This is a genomic window from Winogradskyella eckloniae (genome assembly GCF_013249045.1).
Taxonomy (GTDB): domain Bacteria; phylum Bacteroidota; class Bacteroidia; order Flavobacteriales; family Flavobacteriaceae; genus Winogradskyella; species Winogradskyella eckloniae.
Genome location: NZ_JABRWP010000003.1, coordinates 39508 through 58970, shown reverse-complemented (window position 1 = coordinate 58970; position 19463 = coordinate 39508). Strand labels below are relative to the sequence as shown.

Annotated in this window: 15 protein-coding genes and 1 tRNA gene; all 16 read right to left on the bottom strand. The window is 31.7% G+C overall.

The window, feature by feature from the left end; translation table 11 throughout:
• Position 1: 1 nt before the first annotated feature.
• The 16 genes from HNV08_RS05620 to HNV08_RS05545 all read right to left on the bottom strand — a co-directional run bounded on the left by HNV08_RS05620 (position 2) and on the right by HNV08_RS05545 (position 19400).
• The gene (locus HNV08_RS05620; RefSeq protein WP_173280198.1) at positions 2-1294 is read right to left on the bottom strand and encodes a restriction endonuclease subunit S; all 1293 of its coding nucleotides are present in this window, start codon (positions 1292-1294) and stop codon (positions 2-4) included.
• A complete protein-coding gene (locus HNV08_RS05615; RefSeq protein ID WP_173280197.1) occupies positions 1287-2912 on the bottom strand; it encodes an HsdM family class I SAM-dependent methyltransferase in 1626 nt (541 codons plus the stop codon). Before HNV08_RS05615 ends, HNV08_RS05620 begins: the two co-directional genes overlap by 8 nt.
• Positions 2913-2931: 19 nt before the next feature.
• On the bottom strand, positions 2932-3921 hold the full coding sequence (rhuM, locus tag HNV08_RS05610) for a virulence protein RhuM/Fic/DOC family protein (RefSeq protein ID WP_173280196.1): 990 nt from the start codon (positions 3919-3921) through the stop codon (positions 2932-2934).
• Between the two features lie 54 nt (positions 3922-3975).
• Positions 3976-7044 carry a type I restriction endonuclease subunit R gene (locus HNV08_RS05605; RefSeq protein ID WP_173280195.1) on the bottom strand — a complete coding sequence of 1023 codons (3069 nt, stop codon included), beginning with the start codon at positions 7042-7044 and terminating at the stop codon, positions 3976-3978.
• An 89-nt stretch (positions 7045-7133) separates the two neighbouring features.
• A complete protein-coding gene (locus HNV08_RS05600) occupies positions 7134-8009 on the bottom strand; it encodes a DUF6371 domain-containing protein (RefSeq protein ID WP_173280194.1) in 876 nt (291 codons plus the stop codon).
• Positions 8010-8072: 63 nt separating this feature from the next.
• Entirely contained in the window at positions 8073-8270 is a 198-nt protein-coding gene (locus tag HNV08_RS05595; RefSeq protein WP_173280193.1) for a hypothetical protein, read from the bottom strand.
• Between the two features lie 3 nt (positions 8271-8273).
• A complete protein-coding gene (locus HNV08_RS05590; protein WP_241697185.1) occupies positions 8274-9323 on the bottom strand; it encodes an AAA family ATPase in 1050 nt (349 codons plus the stop codon).
• 5 nt (positions 9324-9328) lie between these two features.
• Positions 9329-9910, bottom strand: coding sequence for a hypothetical protein (locus HNV08_RS05585; protein ID WP_173280192.1), 582 nt, complete (start codon positions 9908-9910; stop codon positions 9329-9331).
• Positions 9911-9961: 51 nt separating this feature from the next.
• On the bottom strand, positions 9962-10912 hold the full coding sequence (locus HNV08_RS05580; RefSeq protein WP_173280191.1) for a hypothetical protein: 951 nt from the start codon (positions 10910-10912) through the stop codon (positions 9962-9964).
• A gap of 41 nt (positions 10913-10953) precedes the next feature.
• Positions 10954-12294, bottom strand: coding sequence for a tyrosine-type recombinase/integrase (locus HNV08_RS05575; RefSeq protein WP_173280190.1), 1341 nt, complete (start codon positions 12292-12294; stop codon positions 10954-10956).
• A 53-nt stretch (positions 12295-12347) separates the two neighbouring features.
• Positions 12348-12420 (bottom strand) — tRNA-Met (locus HNV08_RS05570).
• Between the two features lie 169 nt (positions 12421-12589).
• Positions 12590-13432: a leucine-rich repeat domain-containing protein gene (locus tag HNV08_RS05565; RefSeq protein ID WP_173280189.1), complete on the bottom strand. Its 843-nt coding sequence runs from the start codon at positions 13430-13432 to the stop codon at positions 12590-12592.
• A 161-nt stretch (positions 13433-13593) separates the two neighbouring features.
• Positions 13594-13752 (bottom strand): CPXCG motif-containing cysteine-rich protein, encoded by a 159-nt coding sequence (locus HNV08_RS05560; RefSeq protein WP_173280579.1) that lies wholly within the window; start codon positions 13750-13752, stop codon positions 13594-13596.
• A gap of 5 nt (positions 13753-13757) precedes the next feature.
• On the bottom strand, positions 13758-15074 hold the full coding sequence (locus HNV08_RS05555) for a TolC family protein (RefSeq protein ID WP_173280188.1): 1317 nt from the start codon (positions 15072-15074) through the stop codon (positions 13758-13760).
• Positions 15064-18261, bottom strand: coding sequence for an efflux RND transporter permease subunit (locus tag HNV08_RS05550; protein ID WP_173280187.1), 3198 nt, complete (start codon positions 18259-18261; stop codon positions 15064-15066). Before HNV08_RS05550 ends, HNV08_RS05555 begins: the two co-directional genes overlap by 11 nt.
• Positions 18261-19400, bottom strand: a complete 1140-nt coding sequence (locus HNV08_RS05545) for an efflux RND transporter periplasmic adaptor subunit (protein WP_173280186.1) — start codon at positions 19398-19400, stop codon at positions 18261-18263. The genes HNV08_RS05550 and HNV08_RS05545 overlap by 1 nt, the downstream gene beginning before the upstream one ends.
• Positions 19401-19463: the final 63 nt, after the last annotated feature.

Below are 19463 nucleotides of genomic sequence, written 5' to 3'. Positions count from 1 at the left end.
GTTATTTCGTTTTATAAGATTCATTACCCTCAGCCACCATACCCAACTCTTGCTCCACCTCACCAAGATTCCCATCTGCATGGGAATGCGCTATGCGCACCTGCCCATTCATTAACATAGGCAACAACCAATCTCTAAGCTCTGAGAGTTTTTGGTTTTGTTTAAGAACATTGTTGATTTTTATATAAATTGGATTAATTATCTGATGAAAATTTTGGAATAAATCACTACTTGGTATTGCAAAATTTAAGGCTTTTAATTTTCCTTGTGTAATAAGTGGCTGTGCAGAACCACCAGCAATCTTGGAATAATTAATCCCTTTTAACGCTAATAATAGCCACCACAAATATTCATTTTTTTTCGGTTGGGACGTAACAGCGTTATCAGTAATCCAACATGAATCAATTGAATAATGTACTTCCCCATAATTTGCACCTACTCTACCAATTGCTATAACAGGTTTATCAAATAGGAATTTATCTGTTTTTCCAACAATTCCATTTGAACCAAAAACAGGAAACTCTCCATTATCATCTAGAAGATTCTTTTTCATTCCTTTTCCGTTTTTAAAATCTGCGCAAAATTCCAGTTCTTTGACATCCCAACCCTCAGGAATCTCACGTTTCAACACTTCATTAAAAACCATTTTGCCACCAGACGATTTATAAGGTTTACCATTAGCATCAGGAAAATCGAACTGTACAAACCAATAATCGTAAAGCGTTTTTGCCATGGCTTCTAACTCTTGGTTTATTTTGTTGTTGACTTCTATTTTGGCATCTAAATCGGAAAGGACTTTGGCTATTTGTTTTTGAATACTTTTTTCAAACTTAACAACAACAGTTTCTCTAATTGAAGTCATTGTTATGTTTGGTTGAGCAGAGCCCTGTTTACCTTTAAAGAGTTGTAATTGACCGTATTTACTCGATAAATAATAATAAAGATAATGTATATCTAAAGTATCATCTAGTAGCTCTACCTTAGCCACATTGCTTCCTAAATGACATTTGAAATCGTTTCTAAAAACAGCTAGCTCTCCTAACTTACTTCCAACATAAGGAATTACAAGACATTGCTTGTCTAACACGCTTCTTGGTAAAGCATCTGAAATTTCTATTGGAATATACCAATCAAAAACATATCTTACTTTTCCGTCTTTGACATTTTTTCCTATAACTAAAGGAACATCATTAACTTCATGTGTAGCGTTATGTTGTATATATTTGGTATGTTCAAAACCTGCCAATTTCGTAACAAAGCTAATTTCTCCTAAAGTAATAGTATCATTAATCATACTTTAAACTCTTTAAGTTCATTTGGATCTCCTTTTCTAAACTTTTAGATTCGACAAATAGGCTTTCTAAATTGCTTTCAAACCCATTCATTTTAGCTGCAAACTCTTCCGCAGTAATATCTATGTATTCTATTTTAACTTCAAAATATTGTCCTGCACTTAGGCTGTAATTTTTGGCTTTTATATCGTCGTAAGACACCACAACAGAAAAATCGTCTTTGGCTTCTTTCGCATTAAACACATTTATAATTTGTTGTTCCTCGGCTTCGCTTAAAACGGTTTTTTGGTTTTTACCTTCTTTTACTTTGGTTCCTAAATTAGAGGCATCTACCAACACCACATCTTTTATATTGGTTTTATCTAAAAACAAAATACTAACGTTGGTTCCTGTAGTTGCAAAAATATTAGAAGGCATAGACACTACACCTGCTAGCATTTTACTTTCTACTAGTTTTTGTCTAATTTTTTTATCGATACCAGATTGTGCAGTTATAAAACCTGTAGGTACTACAATAGCCGCTTTTCCTTTTGGGGTTAAGCTGTGCATAATGTGTTGTATAAATAGCAAGTAAATAGCCATAGAGTCTTTCTTGCTTTTAGGAATATTGGGTATGCCTGCAAAAAAGCGTTCTTTATTGGCTTTGCTGTCTAAATCTGCACTGTAATCGCTAAAATCTAACTTAAATGGTGGGTTGGACACTATATAATCAAACTGTTCTAACTGTCCGTTGTCTTGTTTGTGATACGGACTTAAAATAGTATTGCCTTGTATAATGTTTTGTATGGAATGTACCAGATTGTTTAAAATAAGGTTTAAACGCAATAAGGCAGACGATTTTTGCGAGATGTCTTGCGAGTAAATGGTACACTTATCTTCGCCAATGGCGTGTGCAATATTCATTAACAAGGTTCCCGAACCTGCACTTGGGTCGTAACAGGTTACGTTGTTTACATTGTCTCCTGTAACCAAACAAGCAGCCATAATTTTGGCTACAGCGTGTGGTGTAAAATACTCGGCGTATTTACCTCCAGAATTGGTATTGTAATCTTTTATTAAATACTCGAAAATAGTAGCAAAAAAATCGAATTTTTGCGTGAATATGTGTTCAAAACTAAATGTGGTTAGCTTGTTTATTAAGGCTTTGCAGAAATCATCTTTTTTATCGGTAACATATTTACTTAGGTTTTCGAACAATACTACTTTTTCGCCACCTTGTGTAAGTACCGAGAAAATAGCGATATTATCTTTAGCTACGCTAACTAAGGTTTCATCGAAAATGGCAGCGAAATTGTCTTTGTTTTGTTGCTCAAACAAACGCGACAATAGGTTTTTAGGAGCGATGCGTGCGGTATTTTCGCTTATTTGCATGGTTAGCATTTCTAAATCGTCCTCAGAATACGTTTTAAGTGCATCGTCAAAGTTTTCGGCTTTTGCTAATTCGGGTTCTAGTTGTTTTAGTTCGTAAACGTATTTATCGTTTAAGAATTTATATAAAAATACTTGGGTTATTATTTTAAATTCGTTGCCGTCATTTCCTAAACCGTAATTGGCACAGACGCTTTTTAGGTCGTCTATAAGTGCTTTGGTTTGGGTTTCAAATTGTGTGGTACTTGTCATTATATTTAATCTCTCTTATTTAATTGCTGTTATTTCTGTTTAATACACTAATTACCAAACGTGTTACGGTTTGCATTTCGTCTGGTTTGCTAGATGCTATAAACAGCGTTAAACTGGCTAAGGTATCGTTACTAATTATGGGTTGTTGCTCACTATTAAACAACATATTGTTTTGTTGCAAAAACTTTAAAAAACAAGCAGCAGCTATACGTTTGTTGCCATCTACAAATGAGTGATTTTTAACTACTAAATATAGAAGCATGGTTGCCTTTTCTTCTATGCTTGGGTAAAAATCGTCGTCTCCAAATCCTTTTGCTATTTGTGCCACAGAACTCTGGAAGCTTTTATCTTTTTCTTTTCCAAAGACATCAGAATCAAACTCCGTTAGCATTTGATTAATTATCTCCTGATAATCGTCTAAACTAGGGTAACTAGCTTCTGTTGTTGTTAGTCCTTTAGCATCTAATTCTTCATGATCATAATCATCTAACAAGCTTAAGCCTTTAGCAAAGGTTTCTAAAATTATATTGTCTGAAGCCTTTTCTTCAATAGCTTTGCTTACTGTTCTAGTTAAAATATGAATCCCGTCTTTTAGTAGCTTTACTTCTTGTTCTTTTTGTGCTAATCGTTTTTCATTAAGCGCATAGCCTTTAACTAAATAATCTTTTAAAATAGCATTTGCCCATTTTCTAAAAGCAGTTCCTTTTTTAGAATTTACCCTATAACCTACGGAAAGAATTGCATCAAGATTATAAACATTTATTGTCCTTTTAACTTCTCTTTCCCCTTCTTGTTGAACTTGTGCAATTTTTGCACTAGTTGCCTCTTTATCTAATTCATTAGAACTATATATATTTCTTAAATGACGACCAATAGAAGTTCTATCGGTATCAAACAGCGCTTCAAGTTGATATTGGTCTAGCCAAATAGTTTCTCCTTCTAGTTTTACATCTATTGTAATACCAGAATCTTTATCTTGATAGATTACTATTTGACTATCCTTACTCATTTACTTTTTTTTGAACTGTCGTATATTTTGCGACAATTAATATTTTAACTTCTATTAAGCAACGTAACCGTTGTATTCGTTCATGTATTCTTTTACTATAAGGCTATTAATGCGTCTTACATCAGTTGTATTAATGTCAATTTTTTGTTCTTTTTTAAATTGGCTAACAACTAAACGCATCATCATTTTTTCTACATAACTCTCGTTTTCTAATAACTTAGAGTTTTGCAAAATCTCTTTATCTACTGCTGTTTTTAATCCTATTAAGGCGTCAAACAGTTTGCGTTCGCTATCGGTTAATGGGTCTTTTTCCATTAAACGTTTATGAATACGTGCATATTTAGCATCGTAATCGTATTTAGCTTTCAGTAATTGGTTTTCACGTTCTAGCTTTTTGGCTTTGTCATAGATTTCGTTTAAAGCTGTTATGTTCGCTTCCATTTCTTCTTTAGTGACTTCGCTTAAATTCTTCTTTTTAAACAAACGTTCTAACTCCTCACGTAAAGAAATAAAGATAGGATCTTTCTGGTCGAAGTTTCCTGCTAACATTTCTCTTGTATTACCTAAGGTGTTTTTCAGTTCGTCTGCCAATATCATTTCTTCTTCTTTCACTTTGGTAAAAGCAAAAATGACATCTTCTAAAGCTGTGTTTAAAATGTTATCGGTATCTACATTGTTTTCTAAAGCAATTCTTGTGTTTATTAGGGCTAACCTATCGTTAGTTAATCGTGCTAAAACAGATAGTTTTCTAAAATCTAATTTTTCGAGTAATTCAAAATTACCAGACAAACGAATGAGGTTATATAATTCTTTTGAATTGTTTAGGACTTTAGCAATTTGACGAATTTCGGAACGTTCGTTTATTTCTGAAATTTGCTGAGTAAAAACCTCTTTATTATGCGTGTCAAATTTGAATAAAACATCCTTTATTTCTTCAATCTCTTCTTTTATCTCTTCAGGCTTTTTAAACAGATTAGAATAATGTTGCATTTCATCTCCTAACTCACTTTGCAGCTCATTAAAGTAATCTTGATTGGTTTTATCGAACTCTTTCTGTATATCTGCAAAATCAACTACATAACCGTATTTATGCGTTTTGTAGGTTCTATTAACACGAGTCAATGTTTGCAGTAGGTTATGCGATTTTATCTTTCTTCCTATATAGAGTTTCTTTAAGCGTTTGGCATCAAAACCAGTTAATAGCATATTATAAACAAATAGAAAATCGAGCTTTCCAACTTTAAAATCGGACACCCAATCTCTTCTGTCTTGTTTGGTGCCAATATCATGTAAAATAACCTGTGCTTTGTTTACTTTGCTTTCTTCTTTTTTCTTGTTGCCATAACTAGCAGGTTCTTCTGCTGCTTGATCAAATAATGTATCAGACTTATCAGCATACTTATCGTCAAAAATCTCTTGCATCATTTTAGCTTGATCAGAAGAATCACAAACTACCATACCGCCAATGCTATAATCGTTCATAGAGATTCTAGCTTGTTCCATATCTTTAACAATATAGTCTAGCATAGGTTCTACAAATCTATGGTCTGCATAGAGTTTCTTTTTATCAATATTACCTTGTAATACTTTAATGTTTTCGAGTGCTTCTTGTAGTACAAGCTTGTAATTGGTTTCAATTTCTTCACGGATTAATCGTAAAGTGTAACCATCTTTAATAGATAGGTTGTAATAGTATTTATGAATATAATCGCCAAATAGCGTTCTAGAGTTATATTCTGAACCTAGTAAAGGTGTACCTGTTAGTCCTATTTTGATGGAATGCTTATCTGCCAATTCTAAATTGGCTAAAAAGCTACCTTTAGGGTTATAACTACGATGTACTTCGTCTAAAAAGAAAACACGTTGTACACTCAGATTGTAATCGTTGTTTTTAATAACATCAGGATCATCTTTAAACTTCTGGATATTTACAACTGTAATTTCCGGCTTACCAGAACTGTTGTGCAAAACGCTTGTCGATTTAATGTCGCGACTAAATACCTCTCTAGAATCTACTTTATGCACTACTAAACCACGAGCTGTAAATTCCTTTGCTGCTTGGGCTAATAAATCTAATCTATCTACAATAAAATAGAACTTTGGTATGATATTATGCTTTTGAAAATAATGCGTGAGGTGTTTTACATTAAAATATGCTAAAGCCGTTTTACCAGAACCTTGTGTATGCCAAATGATTCCTTTTTTAATACCGTTTTCCAACTTGTTCTCTATCGCTTTAGTAGCAAACAGTTGTGGATAACGCATAATGTGTTTTTCTAGTCCATTTTCTTCTTCTACATAAGCAAAAGCATAACGTAGAATGAATTTTAAACGCTCTCTCTGAAATAAAGACGTAGAAATAGAATTGGTCGCTGTATTTGGGCTTTTATTAGATTGGTATTCTTTATTGCTTTTTATACTTAGAAGGTTGGTGTCTTTTAAAACATAATTTTCATCTTCCCCTGTAAGTGGTTGAAGTAGCTTGTTTAAATCAAAGGTTTCTTCTTCTCTAAAATAATTGAAGATTGGTTTTTTATAATTTGTTGTACTATAAAAAGCACCTTCTAACATTTGCGTATCCTCCTCACTATATGCCATGTTATTTGAAAACACCATGAGCTGAGTTAGGTTGACAAACTTTCTGAACTTCTTGTTCTGAAAGCGCCTTTGCATTCGTCTATGTTCATCTTGAACACCATTTCTATTATTCGGTTTTTTAACTTCTATAAAAACCAATGGCATTCCGTTTATTAAAAGAATAATATCTGGTCTAAAGCTTTCGTCGTCTTTGTTGTATGGTAACTCGGTTACAACATGGAATGAATTATTATCAAAATTCTCAAAGTCTATAAGTTTAACTCCTGATTGATCTATGAGCTTATTGTAAAAAGCTCGTCCTAAATCTTCATTTTCCAAGGATATAGAAATATCATCGTATACTTTTTGGATATCCTTTTCTGATAAATAGGAATTTATCTTTTCAATACGTTCTTTAAAAATATCAGTAAAGATATTTGTATTTTCATCCCAAATACTGTCTTTTAATGAAAGGTAAGTATAACCTAATTGAATTAAATGTAAAATGGATGGTATTTTAACTCTAGAGTCTTCGTTGAATATCATTTACGTAAAAGAAATGTCATATAATTCTTAGTGAAGTCTAAAATATGAATCTTTTTCAATTAATGGTTACGGTTTTACGTAATTATATTTTAAAAACGACTTACAAACTTGATTTTCTGAAACATATCTACCAAATCACTACCTTCTTCGATACTTTTATCCTCTAAAAAATCACTACAGCTTATGTTAAAACCTTTATTTTTTAATTGAATAACTTTAGTATTCCAATCGATAAATTCTGTTTTATCAGGAAACACAATAATATTATAACCTTTTAGCGGTTTTAATAGTTCCTCTTTTAAATTCGATTTAGAGCCTGTTGCCAACCACAAATAAGCAGGAAATAAAACACTCATTATTATTGCTGTTTTCTCAGATTCAACAATGCAAACGGTGCTCCCTTTATCATAATCACATAAATTATGTATTCCAAAAAGGCATTGTTGTAATACAAAACCATCTATTTGTAATACACGATGCATCCAATTTATATGAGGATATGGTTTTTTGACTCTGCTACCGCTATTTTTGTCGTAAAGCATCACTTTTCCTGCACATATATTCATTTGTTCATCCACCTGCCAAAAAATGGTAGCACCATTCCAATGGCTTGAAGTACCTATAAAGTATTTACGTATTACATTCTTAATATCTGTATTACAAAAGTGCTGTTGCAAGTATTTTATAAAATTGTTATTAGTATAATTTCTTCCGAAACACCCAATTACCTTATCTGGATGACTTGATGCTTCAGAAGCTAAAATCAAATTATTGATATTAGTGATTGTTTTATTTCCACTAGGGTATTTATGATATTGACATTTACTTTCTCGGTCACACCTACCAATGGTTGATTCTAAATATTCTAATGTTTCAACATCAACATACCTTACAAATGATTTTTTAAGACATGATGGACATTGAAATTTTTTGCTTGATTTATCTAAGGTGTATTTGTAAGTCATAATTTTTACTATCTCGTACCATTCGTACCTGAAAAAAAGGTACGAGTGGTACGAATTTTATATTTAAGGTTTTCTCACTTTATTAAAATGATTATTTATTAAATACGCTATACCATCTTCAACTGTGAAGTCTGGCATAGGCTTCTTTTTTCGTTTTGCAGGCGTCTTTGGTTGCATTTTAAGTTCTAGCATATCACATAGCTTAAATAACTCTTCATTTGAGAGTGCAGTAGCTATATTATATACATCCTTAGCATTCATTGATTATAGACCCAATGCTTTTTTTCTTTTTCTAATAGCTCCTTCAGACAACCCCAATTGTTCGCCTATTTTAACGTTAGAAAGTCCTTGAGAAATTAAATCTTTCATTAATGCATCTCGCTCCTCAAAATCATTATAATTGGTTTGCTTTAAATGCTCCATCTCAGAACTAAACTCAATAAACTCAAAGCTCAAAAAATTAAATTCTTTTGTAAGTTTACAAACCACCACATTATTATGATGATACATATGTTCTGTATTACGCTGCTTTATTTGAATTAGATACCTGTATGAGGGGTCAAAAGAACTTCCTCCAATAGCAAAGGAACTATCACAAAAATTCATTAACATTTTACTACCAGCTAGGTCATTTTTTGTAATTGGTTTTGAAGCATCACGTTTAGGCGTATGAGCTAACACCAGTATGGAAATATTCCTTTTTTTAGTTAATTGCTTCAAAATCTTCATGAGCGCAAGAGCGTCTTTTGCTCTTTCATTATCACTCTTTAAATAGGTAAGATTATCTATAATAATTACCTGTGCATCTTTATCAATAATGATTTTCTCAAGTGAATTAGTTAAATAATCTTCAACGCCATTATACTTTTTAGGAATATCAACATCTGTATTTATTTCTGCTCTAAGTAGATTTGAATCGAATTTATAATGATCTTGGTAGTTAAAAGAATATCTATTCTCAAATTGTTTATCCGAAAGTTCAAAATCTAAATACAACACTTTCTTTGGCTCGCATTCAAATTTAAATCCTACTATGGCTTTCCCTCTACTTATACTATCAGCAATTTGGACTGCCAAAATTGATTTACCGATATTTGTGTCAGCAAATAAAATACATAGTTCATTTTCATACCAAAACTCACTGAAAAGCATGTTAGGAATAGGACGGTTCTTAGCTTCATCAACCCATTGATTTGCAGGTTTAATCGTTAAACAGTAATTAACACTTTGCTGATTACCTAAACTTGCTTCTTGATTCTTAATTTCACGTAAAACTTCATCTTGAAATGGTTTCAACATTTTATTCCAATCCATAATTTCTAATATTTGATTGCCCAGATTTCATCCATGAGTCTGAAATAATCGAATGACAATGGGTGATTAGTTGTTGAAAAAAAGAATTGTTTGTGCTCGTAATTAGGCTCAACTAAAAATCTATTAAGGTCATTGAGTATTTTAACAAACTCGAGCTTCAACTCTTGAGAAAAAGAACTTTCATTAATTACTAATTCAACCCTATTTTTTATAGATGTTAATAACGTCTTGTTATTAAAATCTTGAGGATTCATAGACTTGTAGAAAATCCAAGTCAACAAGTATGTGAAGTCGTATGATTGCTCATATCGCTTTGGTTTTTGTTCGTTTGATTTGAAAATCTCTACAGAATCTGGTATATCTATAAAAAATTCATCATCAACCTCATTGTGATCAAGAACATGGTCCGTTAATAATTCTCTCAAATATTGAGAAAGTGTTTGGATATTATAACTAGCCAATTCTTCTAGTTGCAACTTAACGTCAGCACCTAATCTTAAATTAATTGTTGTGTCCATATAATTTGTATTAATAAATGCAATTTCATGCAATTCATTAAGATTTATATGTCCAATACCTTGTCTCAAACATGTCTTTTCATGTCCGTAAAAGGCATTTTATGTCCTAAAATAGAAGAGTTAGGTTTTTTTGAGGAATTTTGTCCATTCGCTTTGATATTTTTTGACTCTATCTTCATGTTGATAGTTTACCAAATTTGTGTAGTCCCTAATCTTAGTTTGTTGAATACCGTGCGCGTTTAATAGGTATTCTTTAAATTTAGTTTTTCGGTTAACTATTAAAATTTCTTTGAAAAGAAATTCGTAGAGACTCTCTATCTCAGATGGGATATTTTCTTTGAGGTTTTTTATTGTTTTATATGTGAAATTAAAAGCGTCAAAAGACTTAAAGATATGCTCGTATTCAACATAAATACTTTTTAACTCTTTACATTCTAACGGTTTAACACCCATAGCCTCCTTAAAAATAGGTATTAAATGATATGACAATTCCAAGTCACACCATTGTTGCATATCAAACTCAATGAATGGATAATCTAAACTAGAAATAACAAAACTATTTTCATTTCTTTTCGATAAAGGAAATGCCAAAAACTGTTCGTTTATATTCCAAATAGCGTCAAATCTATTTTTTAAAAGATTATTCTTCCTCTGCCTATAATCTGGATCAATAAATAGAAAACCATCATGACCTGTAATTTTTTTATTAAGTCCTTTTAATTTTTTAGATAAAAATTTATTAATCTTTTTTGAATTACCTATTTCAATTTCCTGTCTAAATTCAGGTATTAAAAGTTCAATGTTTCCAAGATTATTTTGTAAAATTTGAGGGTAAACATGATTTAAGACTTCTTCTTTATATTCCGAGTTCCATGAAATAATTCCATGACCACTTTTTTTTTTTATATTGTGCTTTAATAGAAGTTCGCTGACCTCCTCTTTTGAGTATTTATCTAGATTTTTATTTATCCCAAGTGCAGTTAAACTATACTTTTTTTCCAAATGGTATAACCGTAACATTTCACTGTTCAATTTTTCAATAAGTTGGTCTAATCTCTCTAGCAAGTTCATTTGATATAAAAATAGTATTAGAAAAACACATTTGTTTTCATTTATTCAAGTAGCTTAGAATAATCTTCAGGCAGTACCGCATCAATATCTCTTAAATACTGTTCGAGTGCACCCATAGTTGCATGCCCCGTAATTAAAAGTAATCTACCTTTAACAACATGAGGTGGCGCTGTTTTTGCCATTTCTTTGTATAATTTAGTAATAGAAGTGTGCCTGAAACTATATAAACCATGATTCGTTCCATAGTCCAGTTCATCCTTTACTTTTTTAAATTGTTTAGTAAAATAATCCCTTTTATTTATCTCCTGAATATCCCATTTTCCACCAATTCCATCGGGTGTAAACAAATAATCATCTTTATCAAAGCTTGTTAAATCTGGAATTTCATCTAATAATATATCAGGTATAATTTTTGCTTTTACTGGCTGATTCTTTGCCCTAACATATAGTTTCTTATCAATAAGATCTAAGTCTCCAATTTTTAATCGGCAAACTTCTATAGGCCTTAATAGGTTATAATAAATGAATCTTATAAATAAATATAACGTCGGTTTATTTTTCTTTAAATATTCGTAAATCTCTTTTTCCTGAGTTGGAGTAAACGTTTTATTTCTTTCGGGAGTACTTTTTAAAACATTTATTTGCTTAACAAAATTATTGTGTATTACATCATTATCCATTAATGTTTGAAAAAATGAACCAAGGTCGGTTCTAGTGTTATTTCGATTTCTTGGACTTGAAGATTGCAACACAGAGTTCAAATATAGTATTACATCTTTTTTTGTAATACAATTGATAGAGTCTTTTTCCTTGAAATTATTAGCTTCTAACCAACGTTTAAATCTGTTTACTCGACTTTTAAACTTGACATAAGAATTAGAGCTAAGCACCTTTGATTTTGTTCTAAGAACTAGTTCAAAAGATTGCGAAATAGACATTGACATATCCTCTTCTTTATCTACTGTAGGTTTCACTTTTTGTTTTACAGCCGTTTCTGAGTGCTGCCCTTTCTCTCTTTTCTCTATATATTCGGCTAAACTCATACTATTCTTATAGGGGTTAAACCCTTCATCTAATAATATCAATAAACTTTTCTTCATGATATTAAGAAGACGTAATCGTGTAACTTTATCCTTATGTCTATTTATCCCTCCCTTTATATTTTGTTGTCTTACAAGTTTTCCTGTTTTAGGGTTTCTAAATGAGTAATAGACATACCAATGTTTTTTTAAAGCATCTTTTTGGGTTGCTTTTGGTAGTTTAGACCATGTGTTAATATCAACACCACCAGTATAAATTTTAGGTTCGGAATAATTCAATTTCATTGGAAAACCGTGTACGTTTTCGTGTACGTTTTGTAAAAGTAAGAAAATAGAAGACATAAAAAAACGGATTGTGAGACACAATCCGTTGAATTTATTAGCATAAAGCTTTGTAGCGGGAACAGGACTCGAACCTGTGACCTTCGGGTTATGAGCCCGACGAGCTACCTACTGCTCTATCCCGCGATTTTAATTTAAAATGATTTTCTTAGCTTCTAACTCTCGGTTCATAATGCCGACCCAATCATTTTAGGACTGCAAAGATAATACTTTTTTTAATATATAAAAGACTAAACAAAAAAATAACGCATAATAAAAATTAGCGCTACTTAAATCTTCCTCTATTATTTAGGTCTTAATCCTCGTCATCTTCACTATCTAAGGTCGCTACAGCTTCTTGTAAATTAATTTCGTCTAAATCAAAATCTACGATATTTGGTAATACTTCTTTTAAAACAGCATAATTCCCTTTAAACTGATTATTACTTAAAAGTAAAGTTTTTAAACCCGTTAATTCTACCAACACACCTGGTAAATTTCCGTAAAAAGCATTATTAGACAACACCAATTCTTCTAATTCTGTTAATTGACCAATAGACGTTGGAATAGTTCCAAATAAATTATTATCAAATAAACTTAGAACTTTTAATGCTTGTAATTTCGATAAACTCGATGGTAATGTTCCCATTAATAAGTTACTACTTAACATGAGGCTTTCTAATTTTGTTAAGTCACCAATTGAATCTGGTATTGCACCGTAAAGGTCATTATTATATAATTCTAAGGTTTTCAAGTTCACTAAATTCCCAATATCAGCAGGTATTGGTCCACTAAATTTATTCGAAAACAATTTTAACTCTTCTAAGGAGATTAAACTTGTAAGTGATTTTGGTAATTCGCCCTCTAACTTATTAAAAGCTAAGTTAAGTACTTTTAGATATTTTAAATTTGAAATAGATTCTGGTAATTTTCCTTCTAACGCGTTAAAACTCATATTAATTTCAACGACATTATCATCTTCTAAAGTGATACCAAACCATGTTGAAACTGGCTGATCCAAATCCCAGGTATTTTTCCAAGATGAACCATTCGTTTCATTAAATAAATCTACAAGTGCTGCTTTTTGATTTGGAGAAACTTCAGCAAAACATAATGCCGAAATTAAACAGAAAAGAAATGTTATTTTAAGTGTCTTCATAACTGGTAGATTTTTGTGGAGGGACACAATAACATAACAAACATAATCAAAATGACTATAAACTACAACATTTTTCGATGAACTACACTATCTATATTTACAAATACCTAATAATCAATTATATACGTTTTATCACTATTCTATGTTTTCAGCGAAAAAACTTAAATTTTATGAGCACTAGACCTAACCGATACTTGTATGGGATTACAGCAAATTTCGCAATCTTCAATGTATTTTTGGTTTGTTTGAGACGTATCAAAAAGCATAGAAATCTGTTCCCAACAATACGGACATTGAAAAAAATATTTAACATTTTTTATGTAATTTAGAACTGAACATTTAACAATTCTCCACTTAATTGAAGGACGTCTAATTCAGAAAGTTTAGCAGAAAATTTGGCTTGATTTCTACTTAATTCTGCATTCAACAAATTGAGTTGTGCTTGTCTAAACTCAATTGAATTAACTTGCCCAATTTTGAATTTCTCATGTGTTCTTTCAAAATTATTTTGAGCTGTTTGTATGTTCTTTTCTTGAATATTATAAATCTCTAATTTATTCTGATAATTATCCCAAGCATTATTAAAATCCGTTTCTATACTTAGCAATAAATTTTCTTTAAGGAGCTTTTGCGTTTCTAGATTAACTTTTGCATTTCTTACTCTTGTAATTGTTGCGCCTCCATCAAATAAATTCCAGCTTAAACTAAGTCCTCCTGATAAACCTGTATTTGTTGAAACGGACACAAATGATGCGGCATTATTATTGTTTTTATTCCATCCATAAGACCCTATTAAGCCTAGTGTTGGCAGGTATGCAGATTTCTCTGAATTGATATCTAATTTAGATATTTCAATATTTTTTTCTGTTTGCAGTAAGGCCACATTTCTTGTTAACGCTTTTTGAAATAAACTATCTTTTTGAAATTGAAGTGTAAACTGCACGTCGGTTTCTACGTCAAAATCATTCGTATAGATTTCGCCTAGTACCAATTTTAAATCACGTTTGGCATTTATTATCTCTTGCTTAATATTAATGATATTAATACTATCGTTATTAATATCCACTTCTGCATTGAGAACTTCTAACTTCGTATTTTGACCATATTCAAACTGATACTCGGCTCGTACCAATCTATCTCTTGTAATGTTTAAAGTCTCCTCTAAAGTTTTTAAATTATCTGTTAATTGTGCTACATTATAATACACAGAAAACAATTGTATTATGGTATTTTCTATGGTTTCTCGAGCTTGTAATTCAGATAATTGGTACTGTTCTTTTAAGCGTTTATAATTATATCGTCTGCCTAAACCATCAAATAAGGTGTAGTTTAAACTCACACTTGCATTGTAATTTGAGCTTTCTGCACCATTTAAAATCGTAGTTTCTCCATTAGAAAATTCTGCTTCGGTATTATCTAAGTTAAAATTAGAACCAGCATTTGCCGTAAGCGTTGGTAAAAATTCAGAATTAAGAATACTTTGATTTTGCTCTGCAACTAAGACGTCGTTATTTGCTATTTGTATACCGTAATTGTGCTCTAAAGCCGTAGAAATAGCTTCTGATTTTGTTAATACATTTTGTGCATAACTATAAAAACTACACACAAATAATAATAGAATAAGTTTGCTCTTAGTGATCATTAGCTTCATTTTGTTCTTTAATTGCACGTTCTACTTCCTCTTTTGTAACTTCATTACCTGTTGCTAACCACTTAAAACTCTTTTTTATACTGTTACTAAATGACAAAAATAATGGCAACACTAATAAGGTTAATATCGTTGCATAAGCAATACCAAAAGAAATTGAAATTGCCATTGGTTTTAAAAACTGAGCTTGTCTACTTTTCTCTAATAATAGAGGCGCCAAACCTGCAATAGTAGTTACTGAGGTTAGGAAAATAGCTCTAAATCTTGATTTTCCTGCTTCAGACAATGCCAATTCAAAAGGCATTCCTTCTTTTAAGTTACTATTAAATTTACCGATTAAAACCAATCCATCATTTACCATAATTCCTATTAAGGCAATAATACCTAAAAGTGATAATACATTAACTTGAAAACCTAACAACCAGTGTCCCCAAGCAACTGCTGTTAAGCTTAATGGAATTAATAAAATAAGTAAAAAGGGTTGAGAGTAACTTCTAAATGTAAAAGCTATGGTAATATAAATTAATAACAGAATTATAGGTCCTGCAACGCCTAAAGATCCTGTTAATTTATCTTTTTCTCTATTCTGACCTTCATAAGACGCATTAATAGAAGGGTATTTAGATTGTAATTGTGGAATAAACGATGTTTTAATATCGTCTATGATATCTGTATTACTCGTACTTGGATCCTTTAAATCGGCATACACTTGTATTTCTCGCTTACCTTCTAAGTGATTTATGGCAACATCACCTCTGGCAATACTATAATCTGCAATATCTTTTAGCGTAACGCGTTCACCCGTTGGTGTTACAATACGCATAGCATCTAAATCGTTGATAGAACTTCTATTTTCAATATCGTAACGTACCCAAACTTTAATTTCATCTTGTCCTCTTTGAAAACGTTGCGCTTGCGCACCAAAAAAACCAGCTCGTACTTGTGCCATTACGGTACTTAAATCTAAACCTAATAAATAAGCACTTTCTTTAAGTTCTAACCGAATTTCTTTTATACCTGCTGGATCGTTATCTCCAATATCTTTAAGTAAAGGATTAGATTCTAAATATTTTTTAAGCTCTAATTTTGAAGCTTTTAATTCTTCAATATTATTACTCAGTAAGGATACAGAAACCGGACTACCACCAAAATTACCTCCAGAACCATAAATTAATCGCTCAGTTCCTATTACAGGTCCAACTAATTCTTCTAATCGGTTAGTTACCAAATCTGCTTTTATCTCATCTGGTCGTTCCTCACCTGGCAGCAGGTTAATTCTTAATCTTGCACTAGAGCTACTGCTAATATCTACAATTGTATTTTCAAACAATTGCTTTCCAGTTCCTTTTAAGTACTTTTCTGTAAGTTCTTGGTTGACGATAAATGATTTTTCTTCAATTAACGAAATGATAGAATCTGTAATTTTAACATTAGTACCAGCAGGCATTACTAATTCTATGTTTGCAGCATCACTAGCAATTCTTGGGAATATCGTCACACCAATTACACCACCTCCAAGTGAACCAAACGTCAATACCAATAGCGCAATAAAAACACCTAAAGAGAATATTTTATATTTAAGAACACGATCGAAAATTGGTGTATAAATTTTATCTCTCAAAAAAGCCATTAAACGGTCTCCAAAAGTATTAATCACTCTCATAAAAGAGAAAAAGCGCTTTATCTTAGAAGGGTTTTCATCTACCTTCTGAACTCTTAAGGCTTTAGAGTGCGCCAAATGGGCTGGTAAAATTACCAATGCTTCTATTAAAGAAACTACCAATGTTAATATAACAATGACTGCAACTTCACTAAAAAACTCACCTATTCTACTATCTAAAAAGAAAAATAAAGAAAATGCTAAAAGCGTTGTTATAATAGCCGAAACTACTGGCGGAATTACCTCTAATGTTCCATCAATTGCCGCTTGTATTGGTTTTTTACCTTTTTCGTAATGCTGATAGATATTTTCTGCAATAACAATACCGTCATCAACTAAGATTCCTATTACGATAATCATCCCAAATAATGACAACACATTGATGGTAACATCAAATTGCGCAGCAAAAATAAACATTCCTAAAAATGAAATTGGAAGACCGAAAGCTACCCATAATGCCAATCGTGTATTTAAGAAAATCGATAAAAACAATAATACCAGAAGCATACCTACAATGGCATTTTCTGTTAACAAATCTGTTCTTTGATTTAAGGTAATAGATCTATCACTAACAACTTCTAATTTAACATTATTATACTTTTGATTATACTCGTCTATATAGGCTTTAATGTTATCTGCTGAAGAAATTAAATCTTCGTTATTAGTACTTGTAACCGTAATATTTACCGCTAAATTTTGATTAAAATATGTAGCATTAGGCGTTTCAGAAAAACGGTCTCTTACCACAGCAACATCTTTTAACCTAATGACTTTACCATCCGATGACGCTCTTACAATAATATTTAAAAGTTCCTTACCGTAATATTGTCTGTTGTTTGCTCTAATTAAATATTCTTCAGCTACCGTTTTTACGTTTCCACCAGTGACCAAAATATTGGCATTACTTACTGCATTGGCAACATCAGTAAAGGTTAAATCGTAGGCCAATAAATCGAGCTCATTAACTGCAATTTCAATTTCCTCTTCTGGAAATCCTGATAATTCAATTTGAGAAATCCCATCTATAGCACGTAAATCTGTTTCAACCTGTCTTGCTAATTCTTTTAAAGTTTTTAGCGGTATGGCTTTTCCATTTATAGCAAATGATATGGTTTCTCTAACCGCTTCTTGTTTAGACACTACTAAAGGTTCCATGCCTGTAGGAAATGAAGGTACGCGATCTACAGCATTCTTCACTTCTAGTAGCATAAAATCTAAACTCTCACCTTTCTCAATCTCAACTGTAATAGTTCCACTATTTTCACTAGATGTAGATGTTACTCTATCAACACCTTTTAAGCCTTTAAGGTTATCTTCGATTTGAAGTACAATACCTTCTTCTATCTCTTGTGGCGATGCACCTGGATACGCAATAGCAACGGTAATAATTTTAGATTCGGTAAGCGGAAAATAGGACGACTTTAAGGATACAGCTCCAATTACACCAAAAATGATAAATGCTATTATTAAAACATTTACTGCGACATGATATCTTATGAAATATTCAATTATTTTTCTCATTATTGAATAGTATCATTTGTTGAAACATTACTTTTTACACCTTTAACATGCATACCAGCATAGGCTCCAGGAACAGACTTTTTTAATATAACCGTTCCGTTTGGCACTTCCTTTAAAACAACCGATTCACTAGAAAAATGCGCTGGTTTCACAGGAATGACATCCAATAAACTATCGTTAACAACGTAAATTTCTTGACTATCTAATAACAGGTTTCTATCTATTTCTATAGCATTTTCAATGTTTTCAGCATTTAAATTAGCTTCGAGATACATGCCTTCTTTTAAATCTTGATGCTTTACCTCAATGTATACCGTAATTGTTTGGGTGGTGGCATCAATGCTACCATTAACACGAGAGACTTTTCCTTGATAAACCTTAGTCTTATCTAAACTCGTTAAACTAACACTTTCACCTTCCTTTAAAATATCGGCATAAGACTTACTTATAGCCACTTCCATTTCGTAAACCGAAGGATCTATAAACTCTCCTAATTTTTGACCACTTCTAATTAAAGTTCCTTCCGTAACCAATGCTTCTGTTAAAATACCAGTAAAAGGTGCAGCAATTCTGTATTTAGTTAATCGTTGTTCTAAATTTTTTACATTATAATAGGCACTAACAATACCACGACCTGTGATAAAATAATTCTCCTTTTCTCCCGACATCTCTGGCAGTTTTGGTGTTGTTTTATTTAAATCAAAACCATTTAAGTAAGCTTGCCATTTAGGATACACTTCTGTAAAATCCAATCGCAAATCTGGCATTATTGCAGCTACACTGTTATATAAATCGCTTTTTGCAGATTGCACGCTTGCATAATATTCAGAGGCGTCTAAGCGAATAAGTGTCTCTCCTTTAGTGAATTTTTGTCCTGGTTTAAATAATTTTGAACCCGTTTTAAAAATGCCTTGTACTTCAGAGTACAATTCTACACGTTGTTTACTATTTAAATTTCCGTTAGCAGAAATCACAACCGGAACAATACCATTTTTAACGGTATCTACTATGACGGTTTTAACAACTTTAGGTACAACAGGTTTCGGTTTGTGCTTATTATCAATTAAATAATTAGCATAAATGAAGGCACCTACAAGAAATGCAATGCCTATAACAGATAAAATAATTTTTCTTAACATAATATGATGGTCGGTAAATTGCAAATTTACCCATATACCTATGCTTATCCGTTAAAAAAAACT

Bases quoted from the DNA above. Each gene is read 5' to 3' on its own strand.
- HNV08_RS05620 (WP_173280198.1), bottom strand. From the start codon at position 1,294: ATGATTAATGATACTATTACTTTAGGAGAAATTAGCTTTGTTACGAAA.
- HNV08_RS05615 (WP_173280197.1), bottom strand. From the start codon at position 2,912: ATGACAAGTACCACACAATTTGAAACCCAAACCAAAGCACTTATAGAC.
- rhuM (WP_173280196.1), bottom strand. From the start codon at position 3,921: ATGAGTAAGGATAGTCAAATAGTAATCTATCAAGATAAAGATTCTGGT.
- HNV08_RS05605 (WP_173280195.1), bottom strand. From the start codon at position 7,044: ATGATATTCAACGAAGACTCTAGAGTTAAAATACCATCCATTTTACAT.
- HNV08_RS05600 (WP_173280194.1), bottom strand. From the start codon at position 8,009: ATGACTTACAAATACACCTTAGATAAATCAAGCAAAAAATTTCAATGT.
- HNV08_RS05595 (WP_173280193.1), bottom strand. From the start codon at position 8,270: ATGAATGCTAAGGATGTATATAATATAGCTACTGCACTCTCAAATGAA.
- HNV08_RS05590 (WP_241697185.1), bottom strand. From the start codon at position 9,323: ATGGATTGGAATAAAATGTTGAAACCATTTCAAGATGAAGTTTTACGT.
- HNV08_RS05580 (WP_173280191.1), bottom strand. From the start codon at position 10,912: ATGAACTTGCTAGAGAGATTAGACCAACTTATTGAAAAATTGAACAGT.
- HNV08_RS05575 (WP_173280190.1), bottom strand. From the start codon at position 12,294: ATGTCTTCTATTTTCTTACTTTTACAAAACGTACACGAAAACGTACAC.
- HNV08_RS05565 (WP_173280189.1), bottom strand. From the start codon at position 13,432: ATGAAGACACTTAAAATAACATTTCTTTTCTGTTTAATTTCGGCATTA.
- HNV08_RS05555 (WP_173280188.1), bottom strand. From the start codon at position 15,074: ATGATCACTAAGAGCAAACTTATTCTATTATTATTTGTGTGTAGTTTT.
- HNV08_RS05550 (WP_173280187.1), bottom strand. From the start codon at position 18,261: ATGAGAAAAATAATTGAATATTTCATAAGATATCATGTCGCAGTAAAT.
- HNV08_RS05545 (WP_173280186.1), bottom strand. From the start codon at position 19,400: ATGTTAAGAAAAATTATTTTATCTGTTATAGGCATTGCATTTCTTGTA.